The organism is uncultured Tissierella sp., from assembly GCF_902479755.1.
GTDB classification, from domain to species: domain Bacteria; phylum Bacillota; class Clostridia; order Tissierellales; family Tissierellaceae; genus Tissierella; species Tissierella carlieri.
Genome location: NZ_CABSQO010000001.1, coordinates 147,025 through 168,625, shown reverse-complemented (window position 1 = coordinate 168,625; position 21,601 = coordinate 147,025). Strand labels below are relative to the sequence as shown.

Below are 21,601 nucleotides of genomic sequence, written 5' to 3'. Positions count from 1 at the left end.
ATATATAAATGGCTGATAATTTTAAAGTATACTCATATAAAGCTTATAAATTCGAGAAAAAAGAAGCAGGTAAGACGGTGGAATCAGTAAGTGTTCCACCTCTTACTTTTTCTACTGTTCCAGAATGGGTTAGAAATACTGCGTTCTTTAATTTAGCTTTAAAAGATGGAAGTATTGTTATTGTAGAATCCAAGAATGTTGAAAAGAATACAGAACCATCTGAACTAGAGCAACTTAAGGCAAAAGCCAAAGAACTTGGGCTAAAAGGATATGGTAACTATGGAATACAAAAACTTAGAGAAGTAGTTGCTAATGCTGAAGCTGGAAAAGAATCTGGTAAGGAAGCTGTAGAAGATAAAGAGGAATAGGGTGATGGCATGACTATTAATGGTATAGTAGGTCAAGCATCAAACATAAGGGCGGGCAACAATCCGCCCTTTAATACTGAGGATTTCTTGAAGATATACCCTCAATTTGGAAAAGATAGTGATGAAAAAGAGATAGTACCTTCAGAAGTTTTAGATATGTATGTAAAGTTTGCTGATAGTTGTATTAAACAATCTAGGTGGCAGGATGGCTGGAAACTAGGAATGTCATTGTTTGTTGCTCATTTTTGTACTTTATGGGTACAAAGCTTTGCGGATCCAAAGAGTGGAGCTCATGCAGTCATGCAAGCAGCTCAAACAAAAGGACTAGTAACATCTAAGTCAGTTGGAGATTTATCTATCACTTACGACTTTTCTACAGCATTATCAGACCTAGATGGCTGGGCTGCATGGAAACTTACAACATTTGGGGTGCAATTAGCATCTATGGCCAAGCTTATAGGTATGGGTGGTATTTATATATGGTAGGTGGTTAGATTGAAGATTTTGACCGAAATAAAAGAGTTAGATCATAATTTAAAATCGATACAAGATGCTATTAAATCCATACGTGAACTTGACGTATTAGTAGGAGTTCCACAGGAGAAAGATTCAAGAGAGGGAGCTATATCTAATGCAGAATTAGCATTCATTCATACTAAAGGTTCTCCGCTTCGTGGTATTCCTGCACGTCCCATTATTGAACCTGCTATAGAGGATAATAAGGAACAAGTAGCCGAATTAATTAAAAAATCAGCTCAAAAAGCTCTTGATGGAAATAAGGAAGGAGCAATTGAATCTCTTGAAAGGGTAGGCATGCAAGGACAGAACATCGTCCGTGCATGGTTTACTAATCCTAAAAATAATTGGGCGCCAAACTCTCCTAAAACTATTAAACTCAAAGGGAGTACAAGACCTCTAATAGATTCAGGAGAACTAAGAAAATCTATAACTTATGTTGTTAGAAAGAGAGGGAGATAGATGTCTTTGGTAGATATATCTTTTTTAATAGAAGATCCAGACTTTGCACAACCTTTTATAGCCTATAGGAAATCAGGAAACTGGAAAAAGGGAAAGTACATCCAGGAGGAAAAAGAGATAAAGCATTTTGGTATAATTCAACCTGCAAGTACCGAAGACATTGAACAACTTCCTGAAGGCGATAGAGTTAAGGGGGTAATGTGTTTCTATAGCAGAAAGGACATATACTTAACACGTACAGGAAATGAAGAAGTGGACTCTGGAACATCTGATGAAATAGAGTGGCATAATAAGAGATATAAGGTAGTTCAAGTTATGCCTTTCGTTGACTATGGATATGTAAAAGCATTTGGTGTAAGAATGGAGGGGAGTTGATGGCAGATGTAGTTCTTAAACTCAATGAGATAGAAGAAATATTTTGGAGTATTACAATGCTTATGTTAGGACTTAATCCAGATAGCAAAGATGAGAAAGAAATATCAAGAGTACGTACAATATGGCCAACATCTGGAGCTCCTGCATGGAAGATTGATGAAGATATATGCTTTCTATCTATTACACAAAGAGACGATTTAATAAATCGCCAACGTAATGTAAGGCATGAGGAAATTGAAGGGCAGCTAACTAGAATAATGGAATATACACGGGTGGTAAATTGTGCTTATATTCTTTATGGTCCTAACAGTTATGATCATGCGGAACTACTCCAACATTCTTTATTTCTTCCACAATACAAAGAAATGTTTAATCAAAATCACTTATACTTAGTACCTGATATAGTCGCTCCTGTTAGGGCTCCTGAATTATTCAGTGGGCAGTGGTGGGAGCGTTCTGATTTTGAGGTGAATTTTAATCTATATGTTAGGAGAGAACAGGCAGTTGATTATATAGAAGACATTGCAATTAACTTTGTAAGTAAAAATTTTTCAACGGAAAGGAGAATAATAAATGGCGGTATTAAGCCTTAATGATGTTGTAAAGGTTATTATCAATTTATCACCAAAATCAGCGGCAAGAAGTGGCTTTAACCTTGGGTTGATAGTTGGAAAAAGTGGGGTTATTAGTGCTGAAACAAGAGTAAAAATTTATTCAGGAATAGAAGCCATGGCCGAAGATGGTTTTGAAAATGATAGTCCAGAATACAAAGCTGCATCTTTATATTTCCAGCAAAAACCTAGGCCGGACAAAGTAGCCATCGGTTTATGGGGAGCAGAGGAAACGGTACTTCAAGCAGTACAGGCTTGTAGAGCAGCTAATAGAGAATGGTATGCAGTAACTATATGTGGAGCAGTAAAGGAAGATATTATATCAGTATCAGAATATATTGAAGTTGCTACCCCTAGTTCTGTATTATTTTATACTACATCTGATGCAGATGTTATGACAAATACTGAAGGCAATATATTTAAGACTTTAAAGGCACTTAATAGACTTAGAACCTTAGGACAGTATTCAAAAACTCCTGATGCCGTGACTGCTATTATGGGATATGCTCTAGGTGCAAATACTGGATTAGCAAATAGTGCCTATACTTTAGCCTATAAAAAAGAAATTGGAGTTATGGTTGATAATGTAGACGAAACTCAGCTGCAAAATATAAAGAGTAATAACGGAAATATTTATATAAACCGTGGAGCTACCTATGATTTATTTGAACAGGGGGTTATGGCCAACGGAGTTCCATTTGACGAAGTAATAAATCTTGATGTATTGGCCAATGGAGTACAACTTTCAATTATGGATTTACTTGTAAGTAGACCAAAGATTCCTCAGACAGATGAAGGAGTAACAAGTATAATTGGAGCAATTACACCTGATTTTGAATCCGCAGTCAATAAAGGATTTATTGCACCAGGAGTATGGAGTGGACCAAGTATGATTGAATTAACTACAGGAGATACATTAACGAGAGGATATCTTATTCAATCAGAGCCAATCGCGGCACAATCTAAAGCTGATAGAGATGCTAGAAAATCTCCTCCGCTTTATGCAGCTATAAAATTAGCTGGTGCAATTGAACATGTGGTTTTCCAAATAGATGTTGATAGATAAGGAGGTATAAAAATATGAGTGATACTGTTTACAGCTTTCAAGACCTAAATTGTAGTTTTACTCATCCAAGTGTAGGACAAATTTCCATGAATGGAGAGGGTATTGGTAGTATAACAATTACCAGAGCCAATGATGTAACTTCTCATGATGTAAGTGCAGATGGCTCAGTAATGATATCAAAGATTAAGTCAAAGAACGGTACAGTCGCAATATCAGTACAGCAATCATCACCACTGAATAAATGGTTAGATAGGTTATATAATTATCTTGAAGTTGCTTCTTCTAGTGAATGGGCTAAAGCTTCAATAATACTTAGACATTTAACACTTGGAGAAGGAACAGTATGTACTGGGGTTACTTTTCAGAAAAGAGCAGACAAGCCATATCAAGCACAAGGACAGCAGGTTACATGGAACCTAATGGCTGCCAATATAGATGATAATTAGGGAGGTATATAAATAATGGAAATTTATAAGATTATTGAAATAGAAGGTAGAAGATTCAGGATAACAAAATATGATGCAGCTACAGCGATTAAGCTATCTAAATTATTAGCAGCTAAACTACTACCTGCATTTAATTCCATTACAGATGTTTTGTTTGGTGACAAAGGAAAGAAAGTGGATATGAACAATGTATCGGACTTCTTGAATTTTGAATCTATATCTAGGGCTTTAGACCTTGTATCCGATGAAGATCTGAATAAGATTATAGATTCCTCTTTGAATGTTTGTGAAGAAGAATTGCCAGCAGGATTTACAAAAGTAAAAAATGCAAATGGCTCATATGCAGTAATGAATTTGGAATTTGATCCAGTGCTAGTAATGAGGCTTGTAGTTGAATCCATAATGTGGGGAATATCAGGTTTTTTCGACGTAAGCCGCTTGACTTCAATCCTGAAACCACTCTCGAATTTATTCCAGCCAAAGCAGTAAATGTAGATGAATTTTTATTTAGTCCCGTCCTTGCAGGTTTATGGAAACAACATGAGCTGTGGGATGGGACTTATACTTTAGATGATTTGCTGGATATAAATGAGTTACTAGAAGTTAAGCAAGAAAATCAACGTAGAGCAGTTGAAGCCGCAGAAAGAAAGGCAGGTGAATAGTTAGTATGGCTGGTATTGATGTTATAAAAGAATACCTTGTTGCCATGGGACTGCAAGATAATTTTACGGAAAATTTTAATAAAGTTATAGATGATAGCAGTAACAAGATGGGTAAATTTGCCACCACCTTTATAGGTAAATTTGCAATTGCTGGAGTTGCTGTTGTTTCTGCTACAGCTATGGCAAATATAGCTATAGGAAAATTTCTAGGTAATATGGCGAAATCAGACCTTGCAATGGAGATGTATGCTAAAAGTATAGGTAAAACCAAGCAGGAAGCAACTAGACTAGATACTACTTTAAAAGCTATGGGAAGAACTTTGGAAGAAGTTAATTCTAACGCTGAACTTAAAGCAAATTTTAAGCAACTTCAAAAAGATGCGGAAAAAGTACAACCTCCTGATATGTCTGAAGGCATGAAGCAAATACGAGAAATTCAATTTGAGTTTACAAGGTTAAAACAGAATGCTACCTATGCATTGAACTGGATAGGATATTACCTTACAAAATACTTAAAGGAGCCTATCGGAAAGATACAAGAGGGGTTCAAAGGACTGAATGATATTGTTATAAAGAACATGCCTAAATGGACAGAAAAAATAGCAAAGGTATTGTCTTGGGTTGTTAGACTTGGTACCACTCTAGTTAGAGGCTCAGTTAATGTTTTTACTGCAATAAAAAGGATCTTCGACATGATTCCAAAGGAACTTAAAATTGTTGGAGCCGCAATCACAGCATTAGGACTTTTGATTCGTTCAGGACCTATAGGAAAACTCGCAATGGTTATAACCGGCATACTTCTTTTACTTGATGATTTTTATACTTATATAAATGGTGGAGACGCTCTTTTAGGTGGTTTTTGGCAAAGGTTAATAGATATTTACGAAGTGCTTAAAAATAGTGGAGCTATTGATAGGTTTAAAGATAACATGGTTAAGGCTTTTAACTATTCCGGTGAAAAGATTAATGAACTTAAATCTTATTTAATAAGCCTATTTGAGAAATTTGAGAAAAGCGGCTCAATTGAAAGTTTAATAAAGCTAATAGGTAGACTAAAAGATTTATTTATAGAATTATTGAAGCCTGTATCAAATGTTGCTAAAGAGATTACTTTTAAAGCTGGAAGATCAGCTCTTGAATGGTTTATTGATAAAGGACTACCAAAGGCTATCGATTTATTAACATTTGTGGTTGGAAAAGTCACTGACATTATAACTTGGATGAATAAATTTGGTGCAGTGGAGTCAATTATTAAAGGTGTTGGTAGTGCATTTGTAACATGGAAGTTAGGAATTATTATAGCAGACATTTATAAGGCCACAGCTGCAATAGCTGCTTCTACTAAAGCTAAAGCAGCGGATACTATCGCAACTATAGCTTCAACAAAAGCCAAGATTATAGATAAAGCAGAAACAATATATTTAATCGGATTGTATGCAAAAGATGCTGTAATCAAAGGGATAAGTACAGCTGCAACATGGACACAAACGGCAGCTACTACGGCATGGAATGTAGTTGCTGGAATTGGTGCAACTGTTACTACTGCATTTGGTGCAGCTATAGCCTTTTTAACTAGCCCCATAGGTCTTGTGATAGCAGCTATAGTCGCATTAATAGCTATAGCAATAGCATTAATAAAAAACTGGGATAAAGTAAAAGAATTTTTTATAGAGTTATGGGATAAAATTAAAAATATTTTCAGTGGTATAGGAGAATGGTTTGGAAAAACATTTTCAAGTGCTGTAGATGCTATTAAAAATGCTTTTTCTCCTTTAGTAGATTGGTTTAAAGAAAAGGTAGATAAGATAAAAGGCTTTTTCGGTGGAATAGGTGATAAAGTTAAAGGTATATTCGGGAAAGATAAACCAGATCCAAATGATGAACCAAATCCTAAACCTGTAGGTCATTCTAGCGGTGGAGTATTCTATAATAGGCATAAAGCAGAAATAGCTGAGGATGGAGCAGAGGCTGTAATACCGCTTACTAAACCAAATAGGGCAAGGGAGATATTGTCACAGATAAAAGATTTTATAAACCCCGATCAAAAATCTGGTGGTGTATCAAATATAGATGGAATAAAACAGGCACTTTCTCAAATGACAAGTGTCCTTTTTAGTGTTCAAAGTAGACTTAATGAACAGCAAAACATCAGTTACACTTCAAATGGTGGGAATGTGACAATTAACAATATAACGATAAGTCCTCAAACTAACAATAAAATCTATGGCTCAGGTAATCCAGAGGCAACCGCAAATGCGATAAACAAAGGTACAATAAATTCTACAGGATTGTTGCTTAGAAATACTCAAGGGGTGATTGTGTAATGGCTGTTTACGAGAACTCTCCATTTGGTCAAGGGAGCATAAAGCAATTAATAGGTTGCAAAACTAACATTGGTGGATTTTTCTTTGATGCTTACCTTAGGTTGGACCATACAAGAAAAACTAAAATCACTCAACATCCAGTAGAAACAGGTGCAGCTATAACAGACCATGCTTATGTAGAGCCAGCAGAATTAATTATTGAAGTTGGAATGTCTGATGCTTGTATCAGCTTTATACAAGGTCAATTTAATCAAAAATATACCAGGAGTGTATCGGCGATTGATACTCTTTGGAAACTACAAGAGCAACGTATTCCTATGGATGTACTCACTAGATTAAAGCTATATAAAAATATGCTTATAGAGGTTATATCTGTACCAGATGACTGGCAAACCTTAAATGGTTTAAGAGCAACAGTGACATTACGTGAAATAATAGTTGTAGGAGTAAAAACAGTTGAAATGAATAGCAAAGCATCATCAAGTAAAAGTCCTCAGAAAACTGCTGCAACCAACAAAGGAACACAGCAAGTGACTAAGCCAAATCAATCAGTCCTAAAGCAAACTACAAATCTTTTAAAAGGAGGTTAAGGATATGTATGAGATTCCACTTACAACTGAACCTAATCAAAGTTTTAAAGCAACTATCCCAGTTGACGGGAAAAATATCGAGCTGAAATTTAATATAAGATACAATACTATTGCTGAATATTGGGTTATGACTGTTGCTGATGCTTTAACTGATGAAATTCTCATAGATTCCGTTCCCCTGTTAACAGGACAATATCCAGCTGCTAATTTGCTCGAACAATACTCATATTTACGCATTGGCTCTGCTGTAATGGTTAATACCTCAACAATAGATCTATCTGACGAGCCAAATGATAAAAACTTAGGTACTGATTATATTTTAGTGTGGGGTGATACGATTGGGTGATATTTTATATGGAAGAAGGTATAGGATTCTTGTAGGAGTAGGAAATAACAAAGCATTAGATGTGTCTCAACTTAGATGTACATTTATGGTTGAAAAGAGTATGGCCGAGGAGCCGAATTTATCACATGTCACAATATATAATCTATCAGCGGAGACTGAAAATTCAATAATAGTTAGTGGTAATGATATTGTTATTGAAGCCGGCTACGAAGGAGAACAATATGGCATGATTTTTCGTGGAAATGTAGTACAACCTATTCGCAGTAAAGAAGAAGGGGTTACTTATGCACTCCAACTCATATCACAAGATGGCGACAAGTTTTTAAATGGTGGGGTAATAAGTACCTCCTTTAGAAAAGGTCAGACCCAGAGGAGCATAGCCAATGAACTTACTAGCAAGGCTTCAAATCCTACTCAGACAGGAGCAATATCAAGCAGCTTGGATAATGTGAAACTTGCAAGAGGGAAGGTCGTTTTTGGATTATCTAGGGATTACTTAAGGCAAATAAGCCGTTCTCAAGATGCTACTTTCTACGTAAACGATGGGGTGGTCAATATAGTAAAAGCTACGGATTTACCAGCAGGGCAAATACTTAGTCTTGGACCAGATAGTGGATTAATAGGTACTCCTGAACAAACAGAGAATGGAATTAAAGGCAAATGTCTTCTAAATCCTAGAATTAACTTGAATACCTTTATTCACATAGACAATAGTATTATTCGTATGCAAAAGGCTCAGGCTGGGGAAACAGCGAAACAATTGGATTCAGATGGGATATATAGAGTAATAAAATTAATTCATTCTGGAGATACCAGGGGAAACGATTGGTACACAGAATTTGAAGCAATTACTCAAGCTGGATCTATACCACAGACTGGCACATCAATGAGATAGAGGAAGGTGAGATTAGAATGGTACTAGGAATAGGTGAAAGAATCGGAGGTTCACAAGAACAACAGCTGCGTTCACAGGAGAGTGCAGCTTCAAAACTTAGAGTAGCAATACCTGGAATAATTCAGGAGTTTGATCCAATTACACAGACGGCTACAGTACAACCCTCAATAAGAGAAAAAGTGGTAAACGCATCTGGTGAACATGCTATGATGGAAATTCCTATGCTTCTTGATGTTCCTGTTATTTTTCCTAAGGCAGGAGGTTTCTCTATAACTTTTCCAGTTGCTAAAGGTGATGAATGCCTAGTTGTTTTCGCTGATATGTGTATTGATGCATGGTGGCAATCAGGAGGAGTACAAAATCAACTAGAGACTCGAAGGCATGACTTATCTGATGGATTTGCAATTATTGGAGTAGGGAGTGTTCCTAAGGCTATAACAAACTATTCTATGGACTCAGTGCAATTAAGAAACAAAGAAAATGATTGCCACATAGAAATTACTAATAACAAATGCATAAATATTCGAGCCAATAAAGAAGTTAATGTCTATGCTGAATCAGTTACAATTGATAGCAGTGACATTAAGCTTGGAGCAGGAGCAATGGAGGGAGTGCCATTAGGGATGACCTTAAAATCATGGCTTGATGGCCATACCCATCCAACACCAGCAGGTATTAGCGGATCACCAAATAGCCCTTCACCAGAACCGTCATCTATAACAAAGACTGAATAAAGAACCAAATCGGAGGGATTGAATATGAAATATAGATCATTAGATTCTGATGGAGATTATGTATTAGGCTATCGAAAAAACATATTTCTTTTTGGTAGGGAAGCAGTTGGACAAGCGATAAAAACAAGGCTTAAGCTTTTATTAGAGGAATGGTGGGAAAACACAGAAGATGGATTGCCTCTATTTCAACAAATATTAGGTACTTTTGGAGGCGAAGATAATCTTAATGGAGTTGATTTAATTATTCAAGAAAGAATATTATCTACCCAAGATGTAATTGGTTTAAAGGATTTTCAAAGAAACTTTAATTTCAAAACTAGAGAATATACTTTTTCTGCGATAGTTGAGACTAGGTATGGAGAGTTTGAAATTAAATCTGAAGAGGTGATGTAATGACTTATTTTACTCCATATATAGATGAGGGAGGGTTGCATATTCCTACCTATCCAGATATTAGAGATCATCTTATAGAACAGGCCAAATTAATCTTTGGCCAAGATATTTATTTAGGAAATGATAGCCAAGATTATCAATTTATATCGATAGTAGCTGATAAAATTCATGATGCTTATCAAACATCACAACTGGTATATAACAATAGAGGACCCGCCAGTGCAATTGGGGGAGGACTTGATGGGGTTGTAAAGATTAATGGAATTAGCAGGAAAGCAGCTACTAGAAGTACATGTATTGTTGAAATAATAGGAGATCCTAATACTAAAATTTTAAATGGTATCGTACAAGATAAAAGGAATAAATACAACTGGGATTTACCAACAGAAATTACTATACCTTTTACAGGTAAAATGGAAGTGATGGCAATTTGTCAGGTGTATGGTCCTACTTTTGTAGATATTGGTGATATAGATACAATAGTAACTCCAACGCAAGGGTGGTCTAGTGTTTATAATTCTACTAAAGCGACATTAGGCCAAGCAAGAGAAAAGGATTCAGAACTTAAGGCAAGACAAGCCGTTAGTACAGCCCTGCCTTCAAAAACTGTATTAGATGGTACAGCTGGTGCTATAGCCAGTATAGTAGGAGTTACTAGATATAAGGTATATGAAAATGATACTAATGAAATAGATATAAATACATTACCTCCACACAGCATATGTGCAGTAGTGGAGGGTGGAGATAATTATATGATTGCTGAAGCAATTTATAATAAAAAGACTCCAGGATGTTATACCTATGGAGATATAGAAATTAATATAACTGAAGAGTATAGTCAAGTAGGTTCACCCCCTATAAGGTTTTTCAGACCGACATACAAAGAGGTATATGTAACTGTAACAGTAAAAAAGCTAAAGGGCTATACAACAGATACATCAGAAAGAATAAAGCAAAATATCAATGAGTATTTAAATAGTCTAACTATAGGGGATAATCTTTCAATTTCTGCTATATGGGGAGTGGCATTAACAGCTATGAAGGATTTAAGAGCCCCTAGTTTTTCTATAGCATCTGTTGAGATTGGACCTGATGAAAATAACAAAAGCTCTGAAGATATAAGGATAGCTTTCAATGAGGTAACACAGGGAAATATTGAAAACATAGTCATCAATGTTATTTAGGGGGAGTTGATGTGAGAAATGAAAAATATTTAAGTAAAATTACTTCACAACATAAAACTAAGAATAAGTTCGTGTCTTGGCTAAAGGAAAATCTTAATCTAATAGATTATATATCTAATGTTTTATGTAAAATGGATGAAGATTTTAATATATATGATGCTAAGGGAAAGCAACAAGATATAATAGGTGAAATAATAGGAATTTCAAGAATCTTGGATTTTGAACCAGCAGATGGTTCAAACCCTATACTAAAAGATGATATCTATAGAACTTTACAATTAGCCAAGATTTCAATGAACCAGTGGGATGGAACCATTCCAGGAGTTTTGAAACTTTGGAAAACTTTATTCCCTAAATATAGATTATCCATTATAGATAATCAAGATATGTCAATGGATTTAATGGTTGTAGGAATGACATCTTCTCTAGAAAAAGAATTGATGATTAGAGGATATATAGCTCCAAAGCCAGAGGGAGTTCGTATAAACTATGAATTTATAATAGAGGTAAATAGTCAACTGAACTTACAAACTAACATGGAAAAATATCAAATCCCTTACAATATGTGCGGTACATTCCTTTGTGGAACTAAACCTTATATTCAAAACAAAGGAATTGATTTTAGTACCGAATTTAATATAAATACAGGCAAGATGGAAACTTCTCAAAGGTATAAGATTACAGGAACATTTAAAAGTGGGGAGGAAAGGCTATGATTACAAATGAAGGAATACAGGAAATAGCAGAAAGTATATTAGGGATTGTAAGTCATGGTGAGGTAATTATAGACAATGAGACTAAACATATTGAGCTATATAGGACTAACATAAGTGTAAATATAGTGAAAATATTTTTTAAGCTGGATGATACTTTAAGAGGCGAAATTACTTCATCAAAAGTAATTTCTAAAAGTGGAAAGATTTTGATCGATAAAGCTGAAAAGATAGAGAAAGATATGCACGGACTACTTCTCGTATTCTCAATTAAACTAACAGAAGTGGAGGTATAGGAAATGAGTAGTTTTATATATGAAAAAGTTGGATTTGTAGACCATACGACAGAAAGACCGGGAGTATATAAAGAAGTAATCCTTAATGATGGGAGCATACTTCACGTTCCCGATGAAGGGGAAATTCTTGACAAAGGAACTCCTGTCAATGCACGTACACTTGGGCATATGGAAGATGGAATTTATAAAACATCTATACTTGCAAGTGAAAATAGAGACCTATTAATAAACCATTCTGTAAGACTTGCTGTATTAGAAGGCAATGCAATGAATAACATTGGCCATAACATGTTTATTGTGAATTTTGCAAATTTAGATAGTGTGGAGTTGGCTCATGGGGTTTATGACCCTGTAGGGAAAAGGATGGTGATATAGATGGCTAAGTATATATATAAGAAATACTTAGCAGTATCCTCAACAAGATATGAAGAAGCACCATGGGTTCAAATAACTACAGACGGAAAGGTTAATACGGGTTATATTTTAACAGGTGCATCATCTTATTCATTTAATACGAGCACAGGAAAGTTTTCAGTTTCAGGTTCAACTAGTATAGGCAGAAATTCTCCAGGTACTATATATGCCTTACACAATTCAAATGCTGTAGGAATTAGAAGAACGACAATTTCTGTCAGCGGGGACACAGCATATCTCAATACATGGGACAAAGAACGAACAGCCTCTACAACTTATTCACGAGGGAGTTTTATTGAAGAGATAGTGGCAGAGGATGGGGCATATCCTTCGAACGGGCGGTCAGGTTCTTACTGGTATGTGAAAGGTGGGTTAGCAAATTCACCTCCTACAATAGATGGAATAGATAGCAATCTAGGAGATAAGAATCTAGGATTTATGATATCATATGAAGTTGATGATGTAGATTCTGCAGATAGCTTAATCGTAACAGAAAAATTAAATGGAAGTATAATAAAGACCATCAACGGAGCACCTAGAAATCAACCACTTGAAATAAAGATAACTAATAAAACTCTATTTTCTCTACCTCTTAATAGTAAAAATACTATAGAGATAAAAGTTGACGACCAAAACGGTGGTATAGCTTACCGAAGATATACCTTCAGAAGAACAAATACAGCTCCTGTTATTTCAGATGAGGACCAAGATATAGGACAAAAAATAGAACCATTTAGTGTAGAGTTTAATGCAACAGATAATGAGGGTAATTCTTTAACAGTAAAAACATACCTAAATGGAATCAAGAAGGAAGAATACCAGGTTGGAGACGGAGCAACAAATACATTTACTATCTCCAGTGAGGATTGGTATAAGCTAGGAATAGGTACTCATTCAATTAAAATCGAAGCTATAGATGAACATGGAGCAACAGCAATAAGAAACTACACCTTTACTAGATATGATGATAAAATCCAATTCACATTAAAAAATGTAATTGAAACAGATATTGCAGCTACAAAGATATTAGTTACTCCTACTTGGGTTATACCTATAGGTGCTACTGCAAAAGTAGAAGTTTGCAACAATGGATATGACGAAATACCAACATGGGAGGACATAACTTCCCAAGTTATCACCGGTAAACACTATATATTCACTAATGATACTAAGACAGCCGATAAATGGGGCATAGACATAAGATTTACTATAGAAAAAGGAACTGCAATAGAGGAATGCGTAATTCATGGATTTGGAGGTGCTTTTGAATAATGATTGAGATAATAAATAAGAAACCTCTAAGAGAGATTCGAGATGAGAGAGCAGATGAAAAAGATATAATGTTAGCTGAAATATATGAAATATTAATTGATTTTGATGATAGACTTACAGAAATAGAAAATAAGATAGATGGAGGGGAAAAATAATGATAAAACCTTGGAAAGTAAAGGCATATGCAGTATTGGTAAAAGCTAAAAAGTGGGAGTTGGAGGACTATGAAGGAAATGTCCTGTCAGTAGTTCCTGAAGAATATAAAATAGCAGTTGCTGAATACCTAGTAGAATCTGAATAACAGTATAAAAGAGAGATACAGTTTTAAAACAACTATATCTCTCTTTGAATCACTTCTAAAAATGAGGAATGTTTTGCCAAAAATCCTGAGAAATTTTGCCAAATTTCTTGAGCGGCTACAGAAGGTCTTTTTATAGGCATTCTTGATATAAGTTAAAAAAAATATGAATATAGATGAATACCCTCCTTTAATTTAGGCAATAACCTTAATTATAAAATTATAAGGGGGAGTTATATGAACATAGTAAATCTAATTACGACTTTAGTAGGTGTTATGGCTGCATGGATTGCTTATAAGCAAGTTATAATCGGCATTAAGGTTTCAAATCCAGTAACGTTTTTGAATTTGAACAATATAACTTACAATGGTTTAAAACCAAAATTTGAAATATCTAACATAGGACCCGCTCACGCACTGAATGTAAAAGTCACCATAGAGAGAGGAAAAACTATTGATAGCAACTTTAATATAACTTTAGATGAATTAATAGAACTAGAAGGTCCTAGGGTAATTATCATTAAAGATAAAGCAATATATGAATCAGATGAATCAATAGATATATGTATTGATGAGCATAGCCTAATAGTAGTATCGTATGAGAATGCCACAGGGTTTAGAACAGAGCAAACATGGAAGATTAAAAACTATAAATTTGAATTAATAGAGTCAAGGAACTTAGCTTAGCTAGGTTCCTTTTAATATTAACTTGGAGGTGGGTGAATGGAGCAATGTAATTGTACCAAAGAGGGAGAAATAGCTACATTAAAAGCAGAAAACAAGACAATATTTAAAGAAATAGATAATCTGAAAAATATACAAAATACCATACTAGAATTATCTACAAATATAACTAGACTTGTAGAGCAAATGAGAGAAACAAAGGAAGATGTAAAAACCATTAGGGATGACTTAGATGAAATTAAAAAAATTCCTTCATCCGATTTACATCATTACAAGAAATTAATTATAGGTGGAGCTATTACAATAATAGTAGGTTTTTTAGTAGGTAAGCTATTATAGGAGGAGATAACCTTGACTAATATTAAATTGGTAGAACATTGCAAAATAGCATTACAACAAAAATGGGGCTATGTATATGGTACCTTTGGTACTGTATTAACAGAGCCTTTGTTACAACAGAAACTAAAACAGTACCCAAGTAATGTTAAAATATATGAAGCTTTTATAAGACAAAATTGGATGAATAAAAGGGTTGTAGATTGTGTAGGTCTTATCAAGTCTTATCTATGGTGGAATGGCGGGAATGTGAAATATACTCCTAATCAAGACAAGTCAGCTAATGGAATGTATCAGTCAGCAAAAGAAAAAGGTCCCTTGAATACTATCCCAGAAATACCAGGTATATTGGTATGGAAGGATGGACATATAGGAGTATACATTGGCAATGGACAAGTCATCGAGAGTAGAGGTACTAAGCAAGGAGTAATCCAGTCTCCATTAAAAGACAGCGGTTCTGCCGGGTGGACTAATTGGTGCAAATGTCTTTACATTGAGTATATAGAAGAGAAATCAATACCTTCTACTACAAAATTGCCTTCTAACAAACTGAAAATAAATATATTTGGTAGAAATATTACTGTAGAAGGATATTTAAAAGATGGGGTTAATTATGCAAAAATAGGTGACAGTTATATACCTATTAGAACAATATTTGAATCCATGGGGCTTAATGTTACATGGAATAATGGAGTGATGATAGATGAATAAATTTACAGAGGAAGAATTAAATAAGATAAAAGATGTATTGGATCTAGAAGAAAAATCTAAGAAAAAGCTACAGTTCAATAAAAAAATAGTAATGATAATAGTGGTAATGAACATTTTATTTACTGCTACTATAGTATTTCTATATTATAAGACTGGTTCAGAACCGTCTACACTTATTGAAAGATGGTTTAAGTTTACTGGTACAGAGCTTGTAGCTCTAGCAGGAATAAAATCATTTGATACTATAAAAGAAATAATAAAGGAATGGAAAGGAGAAGAATAATTATGAATGAAGGATTAGTTAAAATTATATTAGGTTTAATTGGATTATTAGGTACTATAGTTACTTATGTGTTAGTGCCATACCTAAAAAGTAAAACTACTAAAGAGCAAAGAGAAAATATATACTTCTTAGTATCTTTAGCGGTTCAAGCGGCTGAACAAATTTATATTAAGCCTGGACAAGGTGAAAAGAAAAAAGAATATGTTATTAATTATTTAAATAGCAGAGGAATAAAATTAACTGTAGAAGATCTTAATATATTTATTGAAGCTGCAGTAAAAGAATTAAATATTATACAAGATAAAGCCCTAGAGTAAATCTAGGGCCTTCTTTTATTGTTTAAATAAGTACCATATCTTTGAATTGATTTCATATTTCAGCTCATAAATATCCTTCTCATTATGCATACATACAAATATAATTCTTTTGTTTCCTACAATCTTTTCTTCATAGGTTTTCATTACTTTTTCTACATTAACCACTGTATCATCTAGGCGAAATCTAATAGGTTCAATTTTTCCATCAGGATAAAAAACTGCCATAACTTTTATAGGTTGATTAATAACTTTCAAGAAAACCATCCTTTCTACAAAATGCTAGTCATACCTGGATATTCATCATCAGGATATCCACCAAGAATAGGGTGCAAATCAGAATTAGCGAACACCCCTCTCATTATAGCTGTATCTCCATACTTTTCACGTAAACTATCAATAACTTTATCAAGCTTACTATTGTTTGTATTATTAAAGAAATTCATCTGTTGTATATCAGAGCAACATAAGTCTGAGACAGATACTCCTAGCTGTCGGATAGGCTTTTTATCCCACACTTCATCGAATAGTATACATATGTTTTTATAAATTTCAGTTGTAGAGTCAGTCGAATAGAGCAATTTCCTTTGATGTGAGACATGAGAAAATAGCGAATCTTTGATACTAATTCTTACTACTCTACATACCATATTAGCTTTTCTTAATCTCCAAGCTGTCATTTCTACAAGGCTCAAAATTACGGCATGAGCTGTTTCTCTATCCTCTACATCAAATTTAATAGTAGAACTATTGCCTATGCTTTTTACAGGAGCCGAAGGTTTAAAAGTAGAATCATCAATCCCATTGGCATATGCATAAATAAGCCTGCCATGAGACTTTAACAAAGAAGATAATATATTAATATCAGTATTTGCTAAGTCTCCAATCGTATATATACCTAAATCATATAACTTAGGGGCCGTTTTTCTTCCTACCATATATAATTCTTCGACTGGTAATTTCCAAAGTTTATATTTTATTTCTTCTGGAAAACATGTATGTACTTTATCAGGTTTCTCAAAATCTCCTGCCATCTTCGCAAGTAATTTATTTTCAGATATACCAATATTGACAGTATAACCGAAAGTATCTTTAATTTGATCTTTAATCCTATAGGCTAACGGAATAGATTCTTCTTCAGTAATGTTAGTGAATCTAATAAAACATTCATCAATGCTAAATACTTCTACATCAGGAGAGAAGGTATTTAAAAAGTCATATAGTGCTTGTGATGCCTGAACATATACTTGATAATTAGGCGGTACAACGAGAAGATTAGGACATTTTTTTCTTGCAGAATGTAAGGACTCTCCCGTCTGTATCTTATATTTTTTAGCAAGTATAGATTTAGCAAGAACTATGCCGTGACGATTTTCCTCATTTCCTCCAATCACCGATGCAACTTCTCTTATGTCTCTATCAATTCCTAATTGCTTTTCATGTGCAGCTGTCCAAGCTAAAAAAGCAGAATTTACGTCAATATGCATTATTATGTCCATTCCTATTACACCTCGATTATAAACATTTGTTCTGAACATTTGTTTGTATATAGTATAACATATTTTTTCAAATTTAAAAGGATAATTTTGTAAAACCTTAAATATTTTACATATTAAAAAGCTAAGGAATAATCCCTAGCTTTTCTTAGTCTATAAGTTTTTTCGTTTCTATCAAATTAAATTCTAAAGGATTCATAGCTATTTTAAGAATTTATTCGTAATATTATAAATAAACATTCGTATTATAATGATAAAAAATTCTCTTTATTTCTTCAAGTATAGGTCAATCTAAATCTGGATTTTTAGTAATTATTATAATTTATTATTATTCTTTCTGACACTTTTTTAATTAATTCTATATAGTTATTTAATTCATTATAGTCGCCTGTAAATGTGGTTCTAAAAGGATATTCTCTATTTGAATGTGTACAATTACATCTATAATCATAAATAATGGTTGCTATTTTTTGTAAGTCTTTTAGTTCCTCTTTTCTACTTATTTTTTTAAGTTTATTTATTAAAATATCAATAATGTCTTGGTTACTTAAAAAAAATGCTTCATCATGCGAATCACCCTTGAAATATTTTTCCAACACCAATTTTAATTTTTCTCTATCGTTTTTATTTTTATTATATTGCTCCACTACATTGATCAAAGAGACTATGTTTTCATCATCATACGATGAAAACCAACTGGAGTTAATGATTTGTTTAATATCCTGTACTGTTTCATGTAGATATACTTCATCAAAAATACATTCTAAAACTTGATAATAGGCAGTATACTTAAATTCACTATCATCCATTTTATTAGCTCTATAATAATAATTAATTAAGTCTGAATCATAAGATTTTTTTATGTAGTTATCTTTAATATTCACCATGGTTTCAGCTAATTCGAATACGGGGTCATAGTCTTCAAAGTCTTCAAAAACTTCAAAATCATTAGGCAATTCTTCAAGAGTTAGAACTAAAGAGTGCTTATATGATAAATCAAATAATAAATTTTTTGCAGTGTTTTTAGCTACTTCTATAAAACTGACATCATCAATAGAGATTTTTTTTATATCATTGACATTATATATTTTTATAGTAGCTATATACCTTAAAGACTCTATGAAATCATCATTATATTTTTCATTTACTCTAATAATATTAAAAAGGTGATCACTTATACCACTTATCTCATAATAAATTTTATCATCGAAGCATTCTAATTCTGGAACATTATATCCCTCGAAACTTAATTGAAAAAAAGTATAGGGTGTACTTAACATAAACTCTATATAGTTATCCATATAGCAACCTAATCGAGGTATGTATTTTAATATAAAGAAATCTTCAATAAATTTTTCAATATCAGTATCCTCATCTAAATAAAAATATAAGTCTTTTTTCCATGATTTAGAAGATAAAGAAATCTCATCATCGGTAATAGCACCAGTTACGTTAGGATTATATTTGCTTATTATTTCTTGAATGCTACTGCTATCCATATTTATCCCCCCTATAATATTGACTTTAAATAAGAAATGTCATAGATTTCCATTATCATATATTATAACACAAATATGAAAATCAAATAAGATAGCACCTTTTAAATAAAAATTGAGTCCCAATAATATAGTACTATTAGTAAGTTAGGAATTCTACAGCACAGTAACGTCAATCTTAATGCTTAGGAAATATCAAGATAAGTAGGAGGAGATTTTTATATAAAATGGGTCTAATAAGAAAATGCTAAAGTTTATAATAAGATAAAAAGGACTATTACCTCCTATTTCTTTTAACGTCTAATATAACCTAATTGGTTATATTCTAACTATTTTAGATTGCATGTAACAATTGATGTTAGAATGTAACCAAAGGAGCAAAGGCGTATGACTATAAGAATTTTACTGTCCAAGAAGTTAGGCGAACTTCGATGGTCACAAGCTGATTTAGCACGAAAAACAGGAATACGGCCATCTACAATTAATGAAATGTACCATGAAATCATAGAAAGGGTTAACTTAGAACATTTAGATTTAATCTGTGAAGCTCTTGACTGTGATTTATCAGAAATTCTAGTACGTATTCCTAACGATATACCTAAGCTTGATAATCGTTCTCGTGCTGGGGAAACTAAAGCTAAAGATGAATAAAGTGTTGCAGCACCCATTCATCAAATTAATGCGTCTATTGAGGACGCATTTTCCTTTTACCTTTTACTCATGAGAAGATACAGGGTTTTATTTGATACATTTAATAGTACAATATATATTATTAAATGGTATAATAAAGATAGAGAAAGGCATAGAGATTAAAAGTTAAAGAAAAATTTATGATACTATTATGATACTAAAAAAACCAATAAAGAAAAAATACTAAATATAATATACATAAAATATAGAAAAAGTGACACAGGATAGACCAGTTAATACATATAAACACTAATCCGTAATAGAGTGGGAGTAGTATCCAAAACCCCTAGAAAACTGATAAATAATAGTTTTCTAGTGGTTGTTTTTATTTGTGGGGTAAATTGATATTGTCTATTTAATTTTTTTCGAGTATAATTTTCATAGAATGTTAGTAAATTCTGGTTGTAGCAGATAGAAAATGTTATCTACGGTGTTATGCTGTTTCTCAATAAGAGAGAAAATTTATATTTTCTGCAAAAAAATAGTATTACCTTCTTGACTCTTCCTTTGGGGAATCCTTTATACTAAGTTTATCCCTAATAATTTAGAAAAGAGGTCGAAACAAATGAACAACCTAATCAAAATTAAAGATGTGTCAAGCAAATATGACATTACAGCCCGTACACTACGTTATTATGAGGACATGGGATTGCTGTCCAGCACCCGAAGTGATGACTATGCATATAGAATGTACGACGAAAACGCTGTTAGGCGGCTTGAACAAATACTCATATTACGCAAGCTGAATATCAGCATAAAAGACATTCAACGTGTTTTCAACACTTCCGGTTCTGATGTAGTTTTAGAAGTGCTGGGGAAAAAAGTACAGAGCATAGACGACGAAGTTGCGCTTTTGCATGAGTTGAAAGAAATCGTGATGGATTTTATACGGGAAATCGAACAAGTGAACTTTGCAGACAACTCCGACATAAAACTGCTGTATAACAAGGCTAAAGAGATTGAAACACAGTTGATAAGCGTTGATTATATCGGCAAGCCCTCCAATGTAAACCGCTTGATTGAAATAACAGAAAAATTAGATAAAAAAATTCCTGATATAATGGTCGTCAGGATACCGGGATTCAAAGCGGTAACGTGCGGCGACCAACCGTGGGGAGAAATGTTCAAAGAAGGCGGATATATGTACCAATTGTGGCAGTATTGTCATTTGTATAAGAGTGTGATTTTCGATTGTTTTGATTTTTTGCTGTCTAAAAATGACAAAGCTGAATGGATATGTGCCGTTAAAGATGTCGTTACCAATGCGGATGTAAGCCCTTTTAAATTGTTCGATTTTCCGGGAGGCTTATACGCTATGGCAGTCAGTATTGACGAAGATAACGAGAGTATACACAAAGTAGAAGATAAAGTTCGCCGATGGATTGAAAGCACAAATTTTGAGCTTGACAAAGGCCGCAATGTTATGTTCAATATGCCTTATTTATATGAAGATGGAAGAGATATTGCCTATAAAGACATAGAAAAGGGACTTGGCTATAAACAAATGCAAAGATATTTTCCAATCAAGCTAAAAGAAGGAATATAAAGATACAAGGAATTTCCCATGTATTATTTAGGTAATTGCGAAATACAAAGTATGATAGAACCCATAGGGAAATAAAAAAT

The 21,601-nt window shown here is 33.5% G+C and carries 32 protein-coding genes; 29 read left to right on the top strand and 3 right to left on the bottom strand.

Annotation, left to right across the window (positions count from 1 at the left end; all coding sequences use genetic code 11):
• Nucleotides 1-8: 8 nt before the first annotated feature.
• From RDK80_RS00920 to RDK80_RS00795, 27 genes are all read left to right on the top strand, one after another.
• A complete protein-coding gene (locus RDK80_RS00920) occupies nucleotides 9-368 on the top strand; it encodes a hypothetical protein (RefSeq protein WP_308523204.1) in 360 nt (119 codons plus the stop codon).
• Between the two features lie 9 nt (nucleotides 369-377).
• The gene (locus tag RDK80_RS00915) at nucleotides 378-854 is read left to right on the top strand and encodes a DUF4054 domain-containing protein (protein ID WP_308523203.1); all 477 of its coding nucleotides are present in this window, start codon (nucleotides 378-380) and stop codon (nucleotides 852-854) included.
• Nucleotides 855-863: 9 nt separating this feature from the next.
• Entirely contained in the window at nucleotides 864-1,346 is a 483-nt protein-coding gene (locus tag RDK80_RS00910) for a hypothetical protein (RefSeq protein WP_308523202.1), read from the top strand.
• The gene (locus RDK80_RS00905) at nucleotides 1,347-1,721 is read left to right on the top strand and encodes a hypothetical protein (protein ID WP_308523201.1); all 375 of its coding nucleotides are present in this window, start codon (nucleotides 1,347-1,349) and stop codon (nucleotides 1,719-1,721) included.
• Nucleotides 1,721-2,314, top strand: a complete 594-nt coding sequence (locus tag RDK80_RS00900; RefSeq protein WP_308523200.1) for an LIC_12616 family protein — start codon at nucleotides 1,721-1,723, stop codon at nucleotides 2,312-2,314. Before RDK80_RS00905 ends, RDK80_RS00900 begins: the two co-directional genes overlap by 1 nt.
• Nucleotides 2,295-3,398 carry a DUF3383 family protein gene (locus RDK80_RS00895; protein ID WP_308523199.1) on the top strand — a complete coding sequence of 368 codons (1,104 nt, stop codon included), beginning with the start codon at nucleotides 2,295-2,297 and terminating at the stop codon, nucleotides 3,396-3,398. Before RDK80_RS00900 ends, RDK80_RS00895 begins: the two co-directional genes overlap by 20 nt.
• 14 nt (nucleotides 3,399-3,412) lie before the next feature.
• A complete protein-coding gene (locus RDK80_RS00890) occupies nucleotides 3,413-3,844 on the top strand; it encodes a phage protein (RefSeq protein WP_308523198.1) in 432 nt (143 codons plus the stop codon).
• A 15-nt stretch (nucleotides 3,845-3,859) separates the two neighbouring features.
• Nucleotides 3,860-4,333: a phage tail assembly chaperone gene (locus RDK80_RS00885; protein ID WP_308523197.1), complete on the top strand. Its 474-nt coding sequence runs from the start codon at nucleotides 3,860-3,862 to the stop codon at nucleotides 4,331-4,333.
• Nucleotides 4,249-4,506: a hypothetical protein gene (locus RDK80_RS20065; RefSeq protein ID WP_374041659.1), complete on the top strand. Its 258-nt coding sequence runs from the start codon at nucleotides 4,249-4,251 to the stop codon at nucleotides 4,504-4,506. The genes RDK80_RS00885 and RDK80_RS20065 overlap by 85 nt, the downstream gene beginning before the upstream one ends.
• A 5-nt stretch (nucleotides 4,507-4,511) precedes the next feature.
• A complete protein-coding gene (locus RDK80_RS00880; protein ID WP_308523196.1) occupies nucleotides 4,512-6,830 on the top strand; it encodes a hypothetical protein in 2,319 nt (772 codons plus the stop codon).
• Nucleotides 6,830-7,420, top strand: coding sequence for a phage baseplate protein (locus RDK80_RS00875; protein WP_308523195.1), 591 nt, complete (start codon nucleotides 6,830-6,832; stop codon nucleotides 7,418-7,420). Before RDK80_RS00880 ends, RDK80_RS00875 begins: the two co-directional genes overlap by 1 nt.
• A gap of 4 nt (nucleotides 7,421-7,424) precedes the next feature.
• The gene (locus RDK80_RS00870; protein WP_308523194.1) at nucleotides 7,425-7,766 is read left to right on the top strand and encodes a hypothetical protein; all 342 of its coding nucleotides are present in this window, start codon (nucleotides 7,425-7,427) and stop codon (nucleotides 7,764-7,766) included.
• On the top strand, nucleotides 7,759-8,661 hold the full coding sequence (locus RDK80_RS00865; protein ID WP_308523193.1) for a hypothetical protein: 903 nt from the start codon (nucleotides 7,759-7,761) through the stop codon (nucleotides 8,659-8,661). Before RDK80_RS00870 ends, RDK80_RS00865 begins: the two co-directional genes overlap by 8 nt.
• Before the next feature lie 17 nt (nucleotides 8,662-8,678).
• The gene (locus RDK80_RS00860) at nucleotides 8,679-9,395 is read left to right on the top strand and encodes a Gp138 family membrane-puncturing spike protein (protein ID WP_308523192.1); all 717 of its coding nucleotides are present in this window, start codon (nucleotides 8,679-8,681) and stop codon (nucleotides 9,393-9,395) included.
• A 24-nt stretch (nucleotides 9,396-9,419) separates the two neighbouring features.
• Nucleotides 9,420-9,788 (top strand): hypothetical protein, encoded by a 369-nt coding sequence (locus RDK80_RS00855; protein WP_308523191.1) that lies wholly within the window; start codon nucleotides 9,420-9,422, stop codon nucleotides 9,786-9,788.
• Nucleotides 9,788-10,972: a baseplate J/gp47 family protein gene (locus RDK80_RS00850; RefSeq protein WP_308523190.1), complete on the top strand. Its 1,185-nt coding sequence runs from the start codon at nucleotides 9,788-9,790 to the stop codon at nucleotides 10,970-10,972. Before RDK80_RS00855 ends, RDK80_RS00850 begins: the two co-directional genes overlap by 1 nt.
• An 11-nt stretch (nucleotides 10,973-10,983) precedes the next feature.
• Nucleotides 10,984-11,688, top strand: coding sequence for a DUF2612 domain-containing protein (locus RDK80_RS00845; protein ID WP_308523189.1), 705 nt, complete (start codon nucleotides 10,984-10,986; stop codon nucleotides 11,686-11,688).
• Entirely contained in the window at nucleotides 11,685-11,981 is a 297-nt protein-coding gene (locus tag RDK80_RS00840; RefSeq protein WP_308523188.1) for a hypothetical protein, read from the top strand. The genes RDK80_RS00845 and RDK80_RS00840 overlap by 4 nt, the downstream gene beginning before the upstream one ends.
• Before the next feature lie 3 nt (nucleotides 11,982-11,984).
• Nucleotides 11,985-12,356, top strand: coding sequence for a hypothetical protein (locus RDK80_RS00835; RefSeq protein WP_308523187.1), 372 nt, complete (start codon nucleotides 11,985-11,987; stop codon nucleotides 12,354-12,356).
• Entirely contained in the window at nucleotides 12,357-13,667 is a 1,311-nt protein-coding gene (locus tag RDK80_RS00830; protein WP_308523186.1) for a hypothetical protein, read from the top strand.
• Nucleotides 13,667-13,822: a hypothetical protein gene (locus RDK80_RS00825; RefSeq protein WP_308523185.1), complete on the top strand. Its 156-nt coding sequence runs from the start codon at nucleotides 13,667-13,669 to the stop codon at nucleotides 13,820-13,822. Before RDK80_RS00830 ends, RDK80_RS00825 begins: the two co-directional genes overlap by 1 nt.
• On the top strand, nucleotides 13,822-13,968 hold the full coding sequence (locus RDK80_RS00820; RefSeq protein WP_308523184.1) for a CD1375 family protein: 147 nt from the start codon (nucleotides 13,822-13,824) through the stop codon (nucleotides 13,966-13,968). The genes RDK80_RS00825 and RDK80_RS00820 overlap by 1 nt, the downstream gene beginning before the upstream one ends.
• Nucleotides 13,969-14,202: 234 nt before the next feature.
• Nucleotides 14,203-14,652, top strand: coding sequence for a hypothetical protein (locus RDK80_RS00815; protein ID WP_308523183.1), 450 nt, complete (start codon nucleotides 14,203-14,205; stop codon nucleotides 14,650-14,652).
• A 36-nt stretch (nucleotides 14,653-14,688) separates the two neighbouring features.
• Nucleotides 14,689-14,988 (top strand): hypothetical protein, encoded by a 300-nt coding sequence (locus RDK80_RS00810; protein WP_308523182.1) that lies wholly within the window; start codon nucleotides 14,689-14,691, stop codon nucleotides 14,986-14,988.
• 12 nt (nucleotides 14,989-15,000) lie between these two features.
• Nucleotides 15,001-15,696 (top strand): NlpC/P60 family protein, encoded by a 696-nt coding sequence (locus RDK80_RS00805; RefSeq protein WP_308523181.1) that lies wholly within the window; start codon nucleotides 15,001-15,003, stop codon nucleotides 15,694-15,696.
• Nucleotides 15,689-15,979: a hypothetical protein gene (locus RDK80_RS00800; RefSeq protein ID WP_308523180.1), complete on the top strand. Its 291-nt coding sequence runs from the start codon at nucleotides 15,689-15,691 to the stop codon at nucleotides 15,977-15,979. The genes RDK80_RS00805 and RDK80_RS00800 overlap by 8 nt, the downstream gene beginning before the upstream one ends.
• A 2-nt stretch (nucleotides 15,980-15,981) precedes the next feature.
• On the top strand, nucleotides 15,982-16,296 hold the full coding sequence (locus tag RDK80_RS00795) for a phage holin, LLH family (protein ID WP_308523179.1): 315 nt from the start codon (nucleotides 15,982-15,984) through the stop codon (nucleotides 16,294-16,296).
• Between the two features lie 15 nt (nucleotides 16,297-16,311).
• On the opposite strand, the gene RDK80_RS00790 is transcribed toward RDK80_RS00795, so the two are convergent.
• The 3 genes from RDK80_RS00790 to RDK80_RS00780 form a co-directional block, all read right to left on the bottom strand.
• Nucleotides 16,312-16,551: a hypothetical protein gene (locus RDK80_RS00790; RefSeq protein ID WP_308523178.1), complete on the bottom strand. Its 240-nt coding sequence runs from the start codon at nucleotides 16,549-16,551 to the stop codon at nucleotides 16,312-16,314.
• Between the two features lie 14 nt (nucleotides 16,552-16,565).
• The gene (locus RDK80_RS00785) at nucleotides 16,566-17,792 is read right to left on the bottom strand and encodes a DNA polymerase IV (protein WP_308523177.1); all 1,227 of its coding nucleotides are present in this window, start codon (nucleotides 17,790-17,792) and stop codon (nucleotides 16,566-16,568) included.
• Nucleotides 17,793-18,094: 302 nt separating this feature from the next.
• Nucleotides 18,095-19,288 carry a hypothetical protein gene (locus tag RDK80_RS00780; RefSeq protein ID WP_308523176.1) on the bottom strand — a complete coding sequence of 398 codons (1,194 nt, stop codon included), beginning with the start codon at nucleotides 19,286-19,288 and terminating at the stop codon, nucleotides 18,095-18,097.
• 384 nt (nucleotides 19,289-19,672) lie between these two features.
• On the opposite strand from RDK80_RS00780, the gene RDK80_RS00775 reads away from it, so the two are divergent.
• Nucleotides 19,673-19,936 carry a helix-turn-helix transcriptional regulator gene (locus RDK80_RS00775; RefSeq protein WP_308523175.1) on the top strand — a complete coding sequence of 88 codons (264 nt, stop codon included), beginning with the start codon at nucleotides 19,673-19,675 and terminating at the stop codon, nucleotides 19,934-19,936.
• 604 nt (nucleotides 19,937-20,540) lie between these two features.
• A complete protein-coding gene (locus RDK80_RS00770) occupies nucleotides 20,541-21,521 on the top strand; it encodes a MerR family transcriptional regulator (RefSeq protein ID WP_308523174.1) in 981 nt (326 codons plus the stop codon).
• The last annotated feature ends 80 nt before the right edge of the window (nucleotides 21,522-21,601 follow it).